The organism is Methylobacter sp. BlB1 (assembly GCF_015476545.1).
Classification (GTDB): Bacteria; Pseudomonadota; Gammaproteobacteria; order Methylococcales; family Methylomonadaceae; genus Methylobacter.
In genome coordinates, this window is record NZ_JADMKV010000002.1 from 40,917 (window position 1) to 58,284 (window position 17,368).

A 17,368-nucleotide genomic window follows, 5' to 3' on the forward strand; every position below is an offset into this window, starting at 1 on the left:
TAAGACAGAATTTACAACAAGACTGAAAAAAGAATATTTATTTGCTTAGTAGTTGTCCGTGCCAATTATCGTTGCCTTCACGTCTTGAAGGTCAAGATACCAACTGCAACGCTTAGATGACGGAAAAACAAAACCGTAAAAAAACAAGTCTGACGCGTTATTGGCCAGAAAAATGAATCTAGTTTGACCTTACAAACTTACTTAGCACTAGACCCTAACCCAGTCTGATCAGTAAATTCTGATAATGGAGCAGGAAACCACAAGGATAATTGAATGAAAAGAATGCTTATCAACGCTACGCAGGCAGAAGAACTGCGAGTCGCATTGGTAGACGGTCAAAAACTGTATGATTTTGACATAGAAGTCCCTTCTAAAGAACAAAAAAAGTCCAACATATACAAAGGCATCATTACTCGCGTAGAGCCCAGCCTCGAAGCAGCATTTGTAAACTATGGCGCCGAAAAACACGGCTTTTTACCTTTTAAGGAAATTTCTTCCGCCTACCGCCAACCTCAAGAAGGCGCCGAAACCGAAGGCCGCCGCCCATCCATTAAAGACCTGATTAAAGAAGGCCAGGAAATCCTGGTTCAAATTGAAAAGGAGGAACGCGGCAATAAAGGCGCTGCCTTAACCACCTATATCAGCCTGGCCGGCACCTATTTAGTGCTGATGCCTAACAATCCGAAAGCAGGCGGCATTTCTCGCCGCATCGAGGGTGAAACCCGCAGCGAATTGCGCGAAGTCATGACAGCGCTGGATATTCCGGAAGGCATGGGCTTGATCGTGCGCACGGCTGGCTGCGGCAAAAACGCTGAAGAACTGCAATGGGATTTAAATTACCTGCTGCAGTTATGGGAAGCCATAGAACGCACTTCCAGCGAACAAACCGCGCCGTTTCTGGTGTTCCAGGAAAGCAACGTCATCATCCGCGCCCTGCGCGACCATTTGCGCGGCAATATCGACGAGATCCTGATAGACAACGAATCCTCGTTCAAACTGGTGCAGAAGTTCCTGAAGCAGGTCATGCCGCACTTTTTGCCGAAAGCGAGACTGTATCAGGATGCGGTGCCGCTATTCAGCCGCTATCAGATCGAATCTCAGATTGAGATGGCTTACGGCCGCGAAGTGCCTTTGCCTTCCGGCGGCTCACTGGTCATCGACCATACCGAAGCTTTGACCTCGATCGATATCAATTCGGCGCGCGCCACAAAAGGCAGCGACATTGAAGAGACTGCTCTTAATACCAACCTCGAAGCAGCCGATGAAATTGCCCGTCAGCTCAGATTGCGCGACTTGGGCGGCCTGTTCGTCATCGACTTCATCGATATGATGTCCAATAAAAACCAGCGTCTCGTTGAAAATCGTCTGCGCGATGCGCTGAAAATAGACCGTGCCCGCATCCAGACCAGCCGCATCTCGCGCTTTGGTCTATTGGAAATGTCCAGGCAAAGAATGCGCCCGTCACTGGGTGATTCCACGCAGCTGCCCTGCCCGCGCTGCAAAGGCCAGGGCACTATCCGCAACGTAGAATCGGTTGCGCTGGCTGTGCTGCGTATTCTTGAAGAAGAAGCCATGAAAAAAGGCACGGAAAAAGTCATCGCCCACCTGCCGATTGAGTGCGCCACTTTTCTGCTGAATGAAAAACGCCATGCCATTGAGCAGGTTGAATCAAGACTGAAAGTCAGCATTGTGATCCTGCCCAGCAAACATCTGGAAACACCGGCTTATGACATCGAGCGCATCAAGGAAAAGGATGCTATTGAAGAAAAACCCAGCTACCAGCAGATAAAAGAAGAAGAGATCACAATTCCGGAATTTGCCCAGCAAGTCAGGCAAAAAATCGAGAAGGCGGCTATCAGGGAATTTTTACCGGAATCCCCGGCTCCGATGCAAAAGAACGTTTCAGCCAGCCTGATCAAGCGCTTCTGGTATAAACTGATCGGCCCGAGCATTCTAAGCGCAGAACCCGAGCCCGAGAGAAAAGAAGCCTCGACCGGAGCTCCCGAGAAGACCAAAGGCGCAGATGAAACCCAGCCAAGCAGAAGCCGCGATAGCAGACGCGGCCCTCGCCCCAAGCGTGGCGGCCGCGGCCAGGACAGAAATGGCAAGCGCCCCTCTGAGGCTGCTGCTGGCGTGCCTGAGGCAAAAAGCGAGCCGGCTAAAAGCGAGCCTGTCGCAGAGCCAGAAGTAGCGGAAAAGCCTGCCGAAAATGCCGCACCGGTAGCGGAACAGCAAGCGCAGAAGCCATCCGGTGGCAGAAACAGAAGAGGACCTAATCGCAGAAGACCGCGTAATCCTAATTACAAAAAACCTGAATCCAATGGCGATACAAATGGCGAAATCCATGCCGTTTCAGAGGAAGCGCCAAGAGAAGCCCGAAGCGAACCTCGGCCCTATGCTCACGATTTTGCTGAAAGAGCCGAAAAAATAGAGCGCCATGAGCCGCAGACCCACGAAAACACCAGTCAACCGGTTTCAGAATCGCCGAAACCTGTCGCTGAACCAAGGGCTAGAGTTGAACCCGTAACACAAGAATCTGGCTCCGACTCTTAATCGATCGGTTGCATTATGAATCGCCGCGAAGCATAAAAGCTTATGCTTCGCGGCGACCGTTACTTGTACTTAACTTCCACTTCGCTGGCTCCCGGCAGACGTTTCAGGCGCATAATCAATTCATCTGTTGCCTGCACACGCCACTCATCGCCAAGACGCACGGTTGCCTTCGCCTGGCGCGATTTGTAATTCATCAGCACCGGACACCCGCCGCCCTTGAAGGGGCTGAGCACCGCACTTAATCTCTGCAGGAATGCATCGTCATGCTCTTCGGCCTGCCATGTCAGCTGAATCCCTCTGGCGAAAGCATCCCGGGCCTGATCCATGCTGTAGAGTTTCTCTACCGTCAAGCGCAGGGTGCCCAAATAATCGTCAACCGCCAGCGGACCTTCAGCGACCAGCAACGTATCGCGAGCAAAGATATCGCGATATTTTTCATAAACATCGTTAAACGCCGCGATTTCGAGCCGGCCGGACCTGTCATCCAGCGTGGCAAACCCCATCATTTTTCCTTGCTTGGTCTGACGGGTTCTGATTTCCACGACCAACCCGGCAACTCGCGCTTCCATCTTGCCTTTCATGCCCCGTTGAGGGCCTGCGCGCTCGACATTGGCGGTCAAACTGGCTATTTTCCCATGCGTAAACTCTTTCAGTTCCGCCTCGTACTGGTCAATAGGATGACCGGTTAGAAACAGACCCAGCGTTAACTTTTCCGCTGCCAGACGATCCTTTTCAGACCAAGGCTCGACAGTAGTTGAATAAGCTTCGGTTTCTTCGACATTATTCTCGGCATTGACCGCCAGGCCGAACAAATCATTCTGGCCTGTCTGCGCCATCTTGCCGTGCTGCTCGGCCACTCTCAAAGCCGTAGACAACTCGGCCAGATGGCCGGCCCGATTATCGTCAAACTCATCGAATGCACCGGCGCGTATGAGCGCCTCCAGCACGCGCCGGTTGACTTTTCTCAAGTCGACGCGTTTGCACAAGTCATACAAGCCGGTAAACGGACCGTTTTCATCCCGCTCCTTCAGCATGTCGTCAATGGCCGCCTGACCTACGCCCTTGATGGCGCCGATACCGTAGACGATGTGCCCCTTGTCATTGACGGTAAAGCGGAAATTGGACACATTGATATTCGGCGGACAGATGGTCAGCTTCATCTGCCGGCATTCCTCAATCAGCACCACGATCTTGTCGGTGTTATCCATATCCGAGGACAGCACCGCCGCCATAAACGCGGCCGGGTAATGCGCCTTCAGCCAAGCGGTCTGGTACGCGACCAACGCATAGGCGGCCGAGTGCGATTTGTTGAAACCGTAACCGGCGAATTTTTCCATCAAGTCGAAGATATAGGTCGCGATGCCTTCATCGATCTGATTCGCGACGGCGCCCTGCGTGAACACTTCGCGCTGCTTGGCCATTTCTTCGGGCTTTTTCTTACCCATCGCGCGCCGCAGCATATCCGCGCCGCCCAGCGTATACTGCGCCATTTCCCGCGCGATCTGCATCACCTGCTCCTGATACAGAATAACGCCATTGGTCGGCTTCAGGATCGGTATCAGCAAGGGATGCGCGTATTCGGCCTTGGCCCCGTGCTTGACGTTGATATAATCGTCCACCATGCCCGATTCCAAAGGGCCGGGCCGGAACAGCGCCACCAGCGCGATAATGTCGTCAAAGCAGTCTGGCTTGAGCTTCTTGATCAGCTCTTTCATGCCTCGGGATTCGAGCTGGAATACGGCCGTAGTCTGGGCGTTTTTCAGCAATTCATACGAAGCAGGATCATCTCTGGGAATAGTCGTGATATCGACCAATGGCTCGCCGGCCTGTTTTTTCTTCTGATTGATCGTCTGCAGTGCCCAGTCGATAATCGTCAGCGTGCGCAACCCCAGGAAGTCGAACTTGACCAGACCGACAGCCTCCACGTCGTCCTTATCGAACTGCGTGACTAGGTTGCCGCCGCCCTGCTCGCAATACAGCGGCGTAAAATCGGTCAGTTTGGTCGGCGAAATTACCACGCCACCTGCGTGCTTGCCTGCGTTTCGGGATGTTCCTTCCAGAGCACGCGCCATATCGATCAGCGATCTGACTTCCTCCTCGGTATCGTAAAGCTGCTTCAGATCGGGGCTGTCTTTCAGCGCCTTATCCAGCGTCATGCCGATCTCGAACGGAATCAGCTTGGCCAACCGGTCGACAAAGCCGTAGGAGAAGCCCAACACGCGCCCGACATCGCGAATAACCGCCTTGGCCGCCATCGAACCGTAGGTGATGATCTGCGCGACGTGATCACGGCCATAATGGCGCGCCACATAATCGATCACTTCGTCGCGCCGATCCATGCAGAAGTCAACGTCGAAGTCGGGCATGGAAATACGTTCCGGATTCAGGAACCGCTCGAACAGCAGATCGAATTCGATAGGGTCCAGGTCGGTAATCTTAAGCGCGTACGCCACCAGAGAGCCGGCGCCCGATCCACGACCCGGTCCGACCGGAATCTGATTGTTTTTTGCCCACTGGATAAAGTCGGCGACGATCATGAAATAGCCGGGGAAGCCCATCTGAACGATCACATTGAGCTCAACCTCCAGACGGTCGTAATAGGCCTGGCGATTTTCCTGATCGGTGCCCTTGCCGACGGCCGGGTATTGCACCAAACGCTCCTCCAGCCCTTTTCTGGCCGAATCGATCAGATGATCGCCCAGCGACACGCCGGCCGGCACCGGAAAATCAGGCAGGAAGTTCTCGCCCAGCGTCAGCTTCAAATTGCAGCGCTTGGCAATTTCGACCGTATTTTCGAGCGCTTCAGGAATATCGGCAAACAACGCCTGCATTTCCTCGCTGCTGCGCAGATATTGCTGGTCGGTATAATCTCTGGGCCGCCGGGCATCATCGAGCACGCGCCCCTGGTTGATGCAGACCCGGACTTCATGCGCTTCGAAATCCTTCTGATGTATAAACCTGACATCATTGGTCGCCACCACCGGCAGATCGGCAGCCAGAGCCAACTCGACGGCTGCGGCTATGTAACGTTCCTCATCGGGCTTGCCGACGCGCTGCAGCTCCAGATAAAAGCTCCGGTCGAACAGCGCACCCCATTGCTCGGCCAATCGTTTTGCCAGCTCCTTGTTTTCGGCCAGCAAGGCCTTGCCGATATCGCCGCTCATGGCACCCGACAAGGCAATCAAGCCGGCATGATTGGCTTCTATCCATTCCTTTCTCAGCATCGGCACGCCCTGATGCTGCCCTTCCTGATAGGCTTTGGAAATGAGTTCGGTCAGCGTGATGTAACCCGTGTGATTGTTGACCAGCAAGGTCATCCGGAAAGGCGTCGCTGGCTCCTCCGGATTGAATATCAGCACGTCCGCCCCGCCTATCGGCTTGATGCCCTGCCCCAGCGCCGCCTTATAAAACTTGACCAGTGAGAACAGATTGGTATGTTCAGTCACCGCAGCAGCCGGCATGTTCAATTCGGCCAGACGCTTAACCAGCGGCTTGATTTTGACGATGCCGTCAACCAGGGAAAATTCGGAATGAAGCCTTAAATGAACAAACGCGGGTTGCATAAGTGTTTTTTTATCAGAATCAGGTAAGTAGTGCTTGCATCAAAGCGGGTAAAGCAGCGCGAAACAGGCAAGGCTTGAACAGCCAAGCCTATTTTTACCACGAAGCGCATGATTTTTAGAGCGGATATAAAGCCGGCGGCATACGTCTTTCATGGACCGATATTATACACTTTCAGCTTTACAGAGGGCTTCAGTTTCAGCAGCATGCCGATAAAAATATCCGCACCGCAGGCTTTAAAAAGTTATTCACAAAACCTGTGGATAACTCTGTGGATTGGTTGTTTTCTTTATCGCTTAATTACCGTTTTTATTACAGTTTTGTTAAATTGTACAAAAATAAACCAATACGGTAATTTTATTTTTATCAATGACTTACAGCTCAATCTCTCCTATGCTGGAGTCTAGGTTAGCGCTCGCTAAGTCATTGATTTAGCCTGTGGGCAACTGATATTGAGTCAACACCACTTCCATAAACATCAAGCTGATCCTTGCGTTGGATTTACTCAGTTTTTTATAGCGCTTCAGACAGGAAAACCAGATGTGGCTTTGTTGAGATAAGCCTACCGGCAGGCATCCGATAGGCTTCTTTTGCAGTTATTCACAAAACCTGTGGATAACTCTGTGGATTGATTGTTTTATTCATCGCTTAATTACCGTTTTTATTACAGTTTTGTTAAATTGTACAAAAACGAACCAATCCATTTATTCATTAATAATCAATAAGTTATACTCTAGCTTTAAGCCTGATTCAAGCCGGATAAATATGCGCTAAGTTATTGATTTAGGCTGTGGGCAACTGATATTGGGTCAATACTTTCCAAAAACATCGGGTCTTTATCCTCTTTCATCCCAGGCCTTTTCCATGCGTTTTGCCGAAATCGGATAAGCCGTTTTAAGTTGCTGTGCAAACAGCGAAACCCGGAATTCTTCCAGCATCCAACGGTAATTATCCTGTTCGGGAATAACGGGCTCTTTTTTAGTCTTCTTCTCAACGTCTTTCCAGTAACGCGTCCAGTACCGATTTATTTCCTGCATTTTCTGCATGCTGTTATCGAGCTTATCGATACGGTAGAGAATCGCCCTTACATAACGCGGCATGGCTTTAAGCTGCTGGAACGGCGTGTGGCGGACAAAGCCCTCGTAGATCATAAACTTGAGTTGCTCATTGATGTCCTGAACCATCGGATCGTTGACATTGAAGCGTTTAAGCTGCGCTTTGACGGCGCCATGCAGTTCCATGATCTCCAGAATGATCCTGCCCGCCTCATTGGCAAACCCGACCAGCTCACCTTTATGCTGCTTTAAACTTTGTTCGAAAGCCTGCTGTGTGCGTATCGTCTTGCCTTCGACAAACACCGTGTACAGGATCAAATAGAGCATATCGTCTTTATAGGAAGCCGCCGCGTCAGTCTCTATGATCGGATGCTTGGGCAACTGGTTGTAAGTTAATTCCGCAGCCGCCGACTTGGGCAGGTTTTTGACGACATATGTGCATTCCTTGCGCAGATAGAGCTGGAACAGGCGCATGAGCCCCGCCTGGTGCTGGCGCGCGGCTTTTTGCTCGGTATCGAAAATGCGCACGCCGACGGCATCGCCTTCATCGACAATGGCCGGATAGCCAACAAATGCCTGCCCTTTCTGCATGAATTGCCAGGTTTCGGGCAGATCATCGAATGCCCATTGTATGCAGCCGGTATAATTCAATTCATCGGCTGCCAGTTGATCAAAACTTTCCCCGGCCGTTTGGGTATATTTGCCTTGCAGCTTTTTCAGGTCACGGCCATAGTCCAGCAGTTTGCCCTCGTCGTCAATGACTCTGAAATTCATTTTCAGGTGCTCAGGCAGCGCCTCCGGATTCCAGGCATTGAGCGGTATCGCTTCACCCGTCAATTTTCTGAGCCGATTACTCAGCCATTCATAAAGCGAGCCTTTAAAGTCGGGCTCGATTTCAAGACATTGCTTGACGGTTTCCGGCACCGGCACGAAATGTTTTCTCAGGTTTTTAGGCAGCGATTTGATCAATGCGACCAGTTTTTCTTCCAGCATGCCCGGCACCAGCCAGTCGAACGGCATCTGCGAAACCTGATTCAGCTGATGCACGGGAATGACGGCCGTGACGCCGTCTTCATCATGGCCCGGCTCAAAGCGGTATTGCAGCGCGATCGCCAGATTGCCTACTTTCTTGCTGTCGGGAAAATCCCATTCGCTGACTTGGCTGTCCTGCCCGCGGGTCAGGTCTTCCTTGGTCAGAAACAGGATTTTGGGATTTTCCCGTTCGGCGATTTTACGCCATTGATCGAGCGCAATGCCGCTGACGATATCGGCCGGCAGTTTCTTGTCGTAGAACTGATAAAGCCATTCTTCATCTTCGATCAGATCGACGCGGCGGCCTTTGTGCTGGATATAGCCGACTTCTTCGAGCAGCTTCTGGTTGGCGATAAAAAACGGCGCATTGCTATGGTAATCCTGATCGACCAGCGCCGAGCGGATAAAAATCTCGCGCGCAGCCTTGGGATCAACGCGTTCATAAGGCACTTTGCGGCCGGCCTGCAAGGTCAGGCCGAACAGCAAAGTGCGTTCATAAACGGCGCTGCGGCCGGCTTTCTTTTCCCAGTGCGGATCATAATAGCTTCGCTTGATCAGATGCTCGGCGCACTGTTCTATCCATTCCGGCTCAATCTTGGCGACATTGCGTGCGTAGACTTTGCTGGTTTCGACCTGCTCGGCGGCCATGATCCACTTCGGCCGGGCTTTATGCAGGCCGGAACCGGGGAAAATGAAGAACTTGAGGCCTCTGGCGCCCAGGTACTCGTATTGCTCATGGCGGAAGCCGATGTTCGACAGCAGCCCCGGCAGCAAGGCGCGGTGAATTTCTTCATAGCTGGCCTCGACCATATTCGGCTTCATTTTCAGTTCGCCTTTGATCACCTGCATGATCTGCGCATGGATGTCGTACCATTCGCGCATACGGATATAGGACAGGAAATTCTCGGTGCAGTATTTGCGCAGTTTGTTGTTGGACAGATGCTTTTTCTGCTCTTCAAAAGTATTCCAGATATTCAGGATCGTCAGAAAGTCGGAATCCTCTTTGCGGAAGGCCGCGTGCTTGGCCTCGGCCTGATGCATTTTATCGGCTGGTTTCTCGCGCGGGTCCTGAATACTGAGGGCCGAAACGATGATCGCCACCTCGGTCAGACAATGCTGCTTCTCGGCCGCGATCAGCATGCGCGCCAGTTTCGGGTCGGTCGGGAATTTGGCCAGTTGCTTACCGATCTCGGTCAGCTTGCCCTGTTTGTCGAGTGCATTGACTTCATGCAGCGCATTTTTGCCGTCGCGAATCATCTTGTCTTCAGGCGGCTCCACAAACGGGAATTTCTCGATATCGCCCAGATTCAGCGAGGTCATCTGCAGAATGACCGATGACAGGTTCGTGCGCATGATCTCCGGCTCGGTAAATAGAGGCCGGGCCAGATAATCGTCCTTCGAATACAGCCGGATACAGATGCCCTCGGCAACACGGCCGCAGCGTCCGGCTCGCTGATTGGCGCTGGCCTGCGATATTTTTTCAATAGGCAGACGCTGGATCTTGCTGCGGTGGCTGTAGCGGCTGATTCGCGCATGGCCCGTATCGATCACGCAGCGTATGCCCGGTACGGTCAACGACGTTTCGGCGACGTTGGTCGCCAGCACGATGCGGATCTTGCCGCCTTTGGGCTTGAACACGCGCTCCTGTTCGCTGACGCTGAGTTTCGAATACAGCGGCAGGATTTCATACTGGGTCGGATGATGCTTTTTCAATGAATCGGCCGTTTCGCGGATTTCGCGCTCGCCGCTCAGGAAGATCAGGATATCGCCGCGGATGTCCCGCTGCAGTTCATCGACGGCATCGAGGATAGCCTGCTGCAGATCATCGCTGGTTTCATCGTCCTCTTCGTCCCGTTGCTCTATCGGGCGATAGCGTAATTCGACCGGATAAGTGCGTCCCGATACCTCGATAATCGGCGCATCGTTGAAATGATTGGCAAACCGCTGCGGATCGATCGTGGCCGAAGTAATGATCAGTTTCAAGTCGGGGCGCTTGGGCAGCAGCCATTTCATGTAGCCCAACAGGAAATCGATATTCAGGCTGCGCTCGTGCGCTTCATCGATGATGATCGTATCGTATTGAGTCAGATAAGGATCGTTTTGCGATTCAGCCAGCAAAATACCGTCTGTCATGAGCTTGACCAGCGACTCGGCATGAGTCTTGTCGTTGAAGCGGACTTTGTAGCCAACTGATTTGCCTATCGGCTCGCCCAGCTCTTCGGCTATCCGGTCGGCTACGGTGCGCGCGGCGATGCGCCGGGGCTGCGTGTGGCCGATAAATCCCGAAGCGCCGCGCCCGATCGACAGGCAAATCTTCGGTAATTGCGTAGTCTTGCCCGACCCGGTCTCGCCGCAGACGATCACGACCTGATTGACTTTAATCAGCTCGGCGATGTCGTCTTTCTTGCCCGTAACCGGCAAGTCGGGAAAATTAATCGCAGGAATACTGGCCAAGCGTTTATTGCGCAGGGCTATCGATCTTTCAATGCGGTTTTTCAGCGCGTTGAAGGGCTCGATTGGGTCTTTGCCTTTTTGACAGTCACTGCGCAACCTGTCCAGTTGCCGCTTGAATCCGTGCCGGTCCTGGCTCAGGCATTGAGGTAATCGGGAAGTGAGTTGTTTAATAAGATCGAGGGTGGACATCCAGTACAATCAAGGCAAATAAAACTATTATACGTTATGTGTCCTGTTTTGAATTTTATCAATGATCAGAGTGCGGCTCAGATCGGCCGCAAGCATTCGTAACAGAGATGAAGGCCTAACTTTTTTTGCAGACTGTATTGTATACCTTGAAGGATAGTATCGAGGCTGCCAGCACCAGCGTTATCGCGTTGGCGAATATAATGGCCTTATCGGAAATATAAACGCCATAGACAAGCCAGCACAGCACGCCCAATGTGAATATACTGTACATGCTCAAAGACAGCGCTTCCGTATCTCTGGTTTTTATGGTCAATATGGCCTGCGGTAAAAATGAGGCTGTCGTCAATGTTGCAGCTATATAGCCAATAATTTCAGGCGTCACTATCATCGGTGTCGTTCTCTATAAATAGAATTTTTTATGAATATTTAGAAACAGTAAGGCATTGTAAAGCCGTGTTAGATAACCACGGTTCTGTTCAGTTCAAAGCCCGGTACTGTTTTTTTGCCGGCATATCCCCTAGGGTTGCATAATATTCGGGTGCCGGCTATCCGGTAATCGGACGAACTGTGCACATGACCGTGAAACCAGGCGTCGATCTCGTATTCATAGAACAAGGGCTGCAAGTCAAAGTCATTGCAATAGGCTAACTTTCTAAGGGCATTCGGCGACTCATACCAACTCCATTGGGACGGCGCATGATGCGTAACTACAATGGTCTTGCCTGGAAATGGCTGGGCTAGTTCCTGCTCCAGCCATTCCTTCGAAATTCGATGCAATTGGGTAAAATCAGCGCTGTCAAATGACCTTCCTGCCAATCTGATTTTCTTGAAATCATTTAAGCTTTTGCATAAGGTATCGGCTTTTTCATCACCTTCAATAAACAGATCGGTCCACATCGTGCAGCCTAAAAAACGAACATCCTGGAATAAAAACTCGCTGTTCTCAAGAAATCGTACATTGCTGCCTTGGCACTGTTCTCTAAGCTTTTGCAGCGTTTCCTGATAGTCGTGGTAATAGAATTCGTGATTGCCGGCTACATAAACAACGGGTTTATCCAGGGATTTCAGCCATTCCAGACCTTGTGTGCAAACTCCGATATCGCCTGCGGCAATAATAATATCGGCATCATTGGCCGACGCTTCCAGTGCCCCGAATTCCAAATGTACATCAGAAAAATAATTGATCCTCACGATTTAATCTGCTCAATGTCCTGTATGAGAGTATAATTTCCGGTTATTCTTTCAGATAACCGTAACCTTTTCCATAAAGATTTTATATGTCAATTAGCCCTAGAAAAATTACTCAGCAAGTATTAATCGGCAATGTTAAAGTCGGCGGCGGCGCGCCTATCGTGGTTCAATCGATGACCAATACTGATACGGCCGATGCTTCCGCAACCGTTAATCAGATTATCGAGCTGTCCAAGGCGGGTTCTGAACTTGTCCGTATTACGGTTAATTCGGAAGAAGCGGCTAAAGCCGTCGCTGAAATCCGCAATCAATTGGATCAGAAAGGCTGCGATACCCCTATTATTGGGGATTTTCACTTCAATGGGCATAAATTACTGGAAAAATATCCGGACTGCGCTGAAGCATTGAGCAAATACCGCATCAATCCGGGCAACGTCGGCCGCGGGAAAAGCCGCGACCCGCAATTCCAGCAAATGATCGAGTTTGCCTGCCGCTACGACAAACCGGTCCGTATCGGCGTCAACGGTGGCAGTCTCGATCAATCGGTATTGACTCGCCTGTTGGAAGAAAACAGAAACAAAGCCAATCCTGAAGAACTGTCGGCCATCACCCGCGAAGCGATTATTGTTTCGGCCCTTGAAAGCGCGGCCAAGGCCGAAGAAATCGGCCTGGCCAAAAACAAAATCGTGCTGTCCTGTAAAATCAGTAATGTGCAGGAATTAATCAGTATTTATGAGGAACTGTCCAGACGTTGCGATTACGCCTTGCATCTGGGCCTGACCGAAGCCGGCATGGGCTCGAAAGGCATCGTGTCTTCGTCCGCCGCGCTATCGGTGCTGATGCAGCAAGGCATCGGCGATACCATTCGTATTTCCCTAACGCCCGAGCCCGGTTCGGCAAGAACCCAGGAAGTCATTGTTGCCCAGGAAATCCTGCAAACGATGGGTTTTCGCTCTTTTACGCCGATGGTTATCTCCTGCCCTGGCTGCGGCCGCACTACCAGCGATTATTTCCAGAAGCTGGCGTTGGAAATTCAAACCTATCTGCGTGAAAGCATGCCGGTCTGGCGCAACCAATATCCGGGCGTTGAAACCATGGAAGTGGCGGTCATGGGTTGCGTGGTCAACGGTCCCGGCGAAAGCAAAAACGCCAATATCGGCATCAGCCTTCCTGGTACCGGCGAATCACCTGTCGCGCCTGTTTATGAAGACGGCGTAAAAACAGTCACCCTGAAAGGCGACCGGATTGCCGAAGAATTTCAGGAAATAGTACAGCGTTACATCGAATCGCATTACAGCGCGTAAGCCGCCATTCACCGGCTGAATGCTGAATTCAGCCGGTATCTTCAATCACCCTTCCTGACCGTCGATCCGGGCCGTAGTCAATATCGGCGCATAAACAAACACAAACAGCGAAAACGTCGCCAGCCAGGATAGCGTCGACACATACACGAGAACGCCGTACCAGTCCGGCAACGCTATCGGCAATAAAACCCTGAACAAGGCCGCCACATTGATCAACACAAATCCGATCGCCATGGCATTAGAAACCCGAAGCGCCCTGCCGGTATGCCCTAACGACACGCGCGCCATCATGCCCAGCGTTAGCACGCCAATGCCGCCAACCGTAAAAGCGTGCAAGGCCAAAGTCGGCGCCACCAGCTCATAAGCGGAAAACGCCGTCAGTCCAAAGCCTAAAATGACCCAACCGTAGCCGATATAGAGCACCCACAATAACGGTACGTACCAGATGCGCTGCACGTACCAGCCCGCCACTCTGATAATGTTAACGGCAACGGCCAGAACCGCTATCAGCGCCAAGACAATGCCCGAAATATTGAACAGCTGCAAGCCGAATACCAGTGCCGCCGCCGCAATCGACAGACCATCCATAATAGGATTTCTCACCACCCGCGCGCCTGGCAAGCCTCGCTCCGTGAAAAAAGGAAAGACGCGCCCGGCGATGACCAGAATCATGATAATGATAGTCGCAACAACCATCTGAATGCCCGGCCATGCGCTGTTTTCCTGAATGCCGAGAATCTCGGCATGTATCAAACCATTGCCCAAGGCCAGCAGGAGCAAAAGCCCGATAAAGATCAGGTTTCTGTATTGGCGGACCTGCATGATCGGTTTGCTGATCTGGTAAGCCAGAGCCGGCAGGAAGGAAAAATCGATTAAGGCAATCAATGCATCCGGCAGGAGCCCGGCATAGAATGGCACGATGCGCCCGTATAACCATAACAGACACAAGCCGGCCAATTGATCGCCGGTTAATGTAGGCCGGCCGGTCCAATTTCTAACCGCCGTCAATAAAAAGCCTGCAATCACGGCGACGGAATACCCGAGCAGCATTTCATGCGCATGCCAATAGGTATTGGCAAAGTAATTGCTCAGCGTCAACTCACCCTTGAAAATAGCGTTCCAGAGCACGATCAGAATCAGCGCTGACAAGCCGGCTAATCCGAAGAACGCCCTAAATCCCAAGGCAAACAGAGGATAATCAAAAATAGTAGATGATTTCATGTCGATCAATTTTCCAACCAGTCCAGTTCAGCATTCGAGAAACCTGCAATTATACGCATTTCTCGGTTAAATGGGCCTTTTGGTTTGCCGCCTTTGTAGTATTCCCTGATCAATTCACGATATTTCGCTTCGGACTCGTAGCCGTGCTGCCGGCAGACAAACTTAAACCAGTAGGAACCCAGCTCCACATGCCCGACTTCATCGGTTAAAATCCGAGTCAGGAGTGCTACACTGGTATCGTCGCCCAGTTTCTTGAATTTTTCAATGATGGCCGGCGTCACATCCAGGCCGCGCGCCTCCATGCAGCGCGGCACCATGGCTAGCCTAGCCAGCACATTATCGGCCGTATCCGTGGCATGTTCCCACAAACCGCTGTGGGCCGGCAGATCGCCATAATCGATCTGCATGCTCTGGAGATGAGCTCGAATCAATGCGAAATGTTGCGCTTCTTCATCAGCAACGCGCAGCCAATCCTGATAAAATTGATCGGGCAAGCCGCGGAAACGATAAAGTATGTCCCAGGCCAGATAAATAGCGACAAATTCAACGTGCGCAATAGCATGAAAAAAAGCGATGAGGCCGTCCGGAGTAGTCAATTTCCGCTGCGGCATATGGCGCGGCGCCAATAATTGCGGCCGGTCAGGAAACTTTACATTAACAATCGGCAATACCGGTCGATCGGAATCAAGGCTTAAACGTTGCGATTGCAATAATTGCCAAGCCTGATGCGTAAGCGCTAACTTTTCGTCGATATCAGCCCGATGCAAGCATGCTTCGGCAAACTCAAATATATTTTTCATTAATCAAAGTGACAGTAAAAGAATGAATAAAATTTTCGATTTCACTTTTCTATTAGCCTATTGCCTGTGTATCTACTGGCTTTCCGATCAACCATCATTGAAAGGCCCCGAGTGGTTCCCCCATCAGGATAAGCTCCACCATGCCGGAATCTTCTCCATTATGGCGCTACTGGCCTGGCGCAGCTTCAGGCACTGGATCGAGCATCCTATTATACTCGCTATACTCGCTGTTTCCTTTTGCAGTGTATATGGCATATCCGATGAATGGCATCAATCTTTTGTCGAGGGCCGGACGTCTGATGTCGCTGACTGGATTGCCGATACCGTCGGCGCAGCCATGGCTATATTTTTGTTTTATAAGCTACGCATCCGCTCACAAGTTCGGATAAAATTGTAATCTTTTGTCTACGTTTATATCCCATGTCCAAAAACATTCGCATTGAAAGATGTAGCGGCAAAGCGCTGGAACGATATATTCCAGAGCTGGCCCGTTTAAGAATTGAAGTGTTTCATGATTTCCCTTATTTGTATGACGGCACTTATGAGTATGAAGAAAAGTATCTGCAGACTTATATCAATTGCCCGGAGAGCGTCATCGTTATGGCATTCGACGGCGATAAGGTAGTCGGTGCATCGACCGCCATTCCAATGAAATATGAAACGGATGAACTAAAAAAACCGTTTATTGAGCACGGCTACAACCTGGACGAAATTTTTTATTGCAGCGAATCAGTGTTGAACAAGGATTATCGAGGTCTCGGCATCGGCGTGCGTTTTTTTGAGGAAAGAGAGGCTCATGCCCGGGAACTGGGCGGCTTTAAGCATATCTGTTTTTGCTGCGTGGAAAGGCCAGTCGACCACCCCCGCCGTCCGGCCGATTATGTGCCGCTCGATAAGTTCTGGAACAAACGCGGCTATTTCAAGCATCCCGAATTATCGACAACTTACAGCTGGAAAGATCTGGACGATGCTGAAGAGACCTCTAAACCGATGACATTCTGGCTGAAACATGAAAGTTAAGATCGCTACCGCCCAATACGACATCAGCTTCCTGGAGAACTGGCAGAATTATCAAGCCAAAATTGAGCGCTGGGTTGGCGAAGCGGCCGAACAGGACGCGAAGATTCTGCTTTTCCCCGAATATGGCAGCATGGAACTGGCCTCGCTGTTTCCTAAAGAGGTCTATTCATCGCTCAGCAAGCAGCTGGCGTCCATGCAATCCCTATTGGATGACTATACCGGCCTGTTCCGGACACTGGCGCAAAAATACGGCTGTTATATCCAGTCCGGCACGTTTCCGGTGGAAATCGAGCCCAATGTTTATCGTAACCGGGCTTATCTGTTCATGCCCGACGGCCGGCTCGATTACCAGGATAAGCTGATCATGACCCGCTTTGAGAATGAGCAATGGTTGATCAATAGCGGCGAGGAATTGAAATGTTTCGATACCGAATACGGAAGAATCGCAATCAATGTCTGCTACGACAGCGAATTTCCGATGCTGGCGCGAAAACAGGTTGAAGCCGGAGCCAACCTGATTTTGGTACCCAGCTGCACAGACACGCTCGCCGGCTATCATCGGGTCAAAATAGGCTGCCAGGCAAGGGCTCTGGAAAACCAGTGCTATGTTGTGCAATCTCCGACGGTAGGCGAAGCGCCCTGGTCCGAAGCGGTTGACGTCAATATCGGTGCGGCGGCCGTTTATACGCCTGTGGACCGCGGTTTTCCTGACAGTGGCATTCTGGCTATCGGCGAGCTCAACAAGGCGCAATGGGTCATGGCGGAAATCTCTCTCAGCGCTTGCGAGGCAGTCCGGCAACAAGGGCAGGTCTTTAATTACCGGGACTGGCCATTGCAACAAAAATTCAGTTAACTGATGCTACCCAGTCGTTTGGTCGAAGAATTCGACCAAACGACTGCCGTACTTTATAACATGGCAGTATTGCCATCATGCAATGCGAATATCCCCTGTGGCACAAGTTAATCCGTATCTATATGCATATTGATT

The 17,368-nt window shown here is 51.2% G+C and carries 11 protein-coding genes; 5 read left to right on the forward strand and 6 right to left on the reverse strand.

What is annotated here, in order from left to right:
* The first annotated feature begins 273 nt into the window (after positions 1–273).
* Positions 274–2,553 carry an Rne/Rng family ribonuclease gene (locus IT781_RS01405; RefSeq protein WP_194968346.1) on the forward strand — a complete coding sequence of 760 codons (2,280 nt, stop codon included), beginning with the start codon at positions 274–276 and terminating at the stop codon, positions 2,551–2,553.
* A 59-nt stretch (positions 2,554–2,612) separates the two neighbouring features.
* Here the strand turns inward: IT781_RS01405 and dnaE are convergent, their stop codons facing one another.
* From dnaE to IT781_RS01425, 4 genes are all read right to left on the reverse strand, one after another.
* On the reverse strand, positions 2,613–6,116 hold the full coding sequence (gene dnaE, locus IT781_RS01410; protein WP_194968347.1) for a DNA polymerase III subunit alpha: 3,504 nt from the start codon (positions 6,114–6,116) through the stop codon (positions 2,613–2,615).
* An 834-nt stretch (positions 6,117–6,950) separates the two neighbouring features.
* Positions 6,951–10,844: an ATP-dependent RNA helicase HrpA gene (gene hrpA / locus IT781_RS01415; protein ID WP_194968348.1), complete on the reverse strand. Its 3,894-nt coding sequence runs from the start codon at positions 10,842–10,844 to the stop codon at positions 6,951–6,953.
* Between the two features lie 115 nt (positions 10,845–10,959).
* Entirely contained in the window at positions 10,960–11,232 is a 273-nt protein-coding gene (locus IT781_RS01420; protein WP_194968349.1) for a SemiSWEET transporter, read from the reverse strand.
* A 68-nt stretch (positions 11,233–11,300) separates the two neighbouring features.
* Positions 11,301–12,035 (reverse strand): metallophosphoesterase, encoded by a 735-nt coding sequence (locus IT781_RS01425; protein WP_194968350.1) that lies wholly within the window; start codon positions 12,033–12,035, stop codon positions 11,301–11,303.
* Between the two features lie 86 nt (positions 12,036–12,121).
* Here IT781_RS01425 and ispG point away from each other — a divergent pair, with 86 nt between their 5' ends.
* On the forward strand, positions 12,122–13,339 hold the full coding sequence (ispG, locus tag IT781_RS01430) for a flavodoxin-dependent (E)-4-hydroxy-3-methylbut-2-enyl-diphosphate synthase (protein WP_194968351.1): 1,218 nt from the start codon (positions 12,122–12,124) through the stop codon (positions 13,337–13,339).
* 45 nt (positions 13,340–13,384) lie between these two features.
* On the opposite strand, the gene IT781_RS01435 is transcribed toward ispG, so the two are convergent.
* Together IT781_RS01435 and IT781_RS01440 are read right to left on the reverse strand one after the other, a co-directional pair.
* The gene (locus IT781_RS01435) at positions 13,385–14,560 is read right to left on the reverse strand and encodes an NnrS family protein (protein WP_194968352.1); all 1,176 of its coding nucleotides are present in this window, start codon (positions 14,558–14,560) and stop codon (positions 13,385–13,387) included.
* Between the two features lie 5 nt (positions 14,561–14,565).
* Entirely contained in the window at positions 14,566–15,360 is a 795-nt protein-coding gene (locus IT781_RS01440) for a ferritin-like domain-containing protein (RefSeq protein WP_194968353.1), read from the reverse strand.
* A 22-nt stretch (positions 15,361–15,382) separates the two neighbouring features.
* Between IT781_RS01440 and IT781_RS01445 the strand changes: the two genes are divergently transcribed.
* From IT781_RS01445 to IT781_RS01455, 3 genes are read left to right on the forward strand one after another with little or no spacing between them, the layout of a single operon-like run.
* Positions 15,383–15,757, forward strand: a complete 375-nt coding sequence (locus tag IT781_RS01445) for a VanZ family protein (protein WP_194968354.1) — start codon at positions 15,383–15,385, stop codon at positions 15,755–15,757.
* Between the two features lie 23 nt (positions 15,758–15,780).
* Positions 15,781–16,380 (forward strand): GNAT family N-acetyltransferase, encoded by a 600-nt coding sequence (locus IT781_RS01450; RefSeq protein ID WP_194968355.1) that lies wholly within the window; start codon positions 15,781–15,783, stop codon positions 16,378–16,380.
* Entirely contained in the window at positions 16,370–17,233 is an 864-nt protein-coding gene (locus IT781_RS01455; RefSeq protein ID WP_194968356.1) for a carbon-nitrogen hydrolase family protein, read from the forward strand. The genes IT781_RS01450 and IT781_RS01455 overlap by 11 nt, the downstream gene beginning before the upstream one ends.
* Positions 17,234–17,368: the final 135 nt, after the last annotated feature.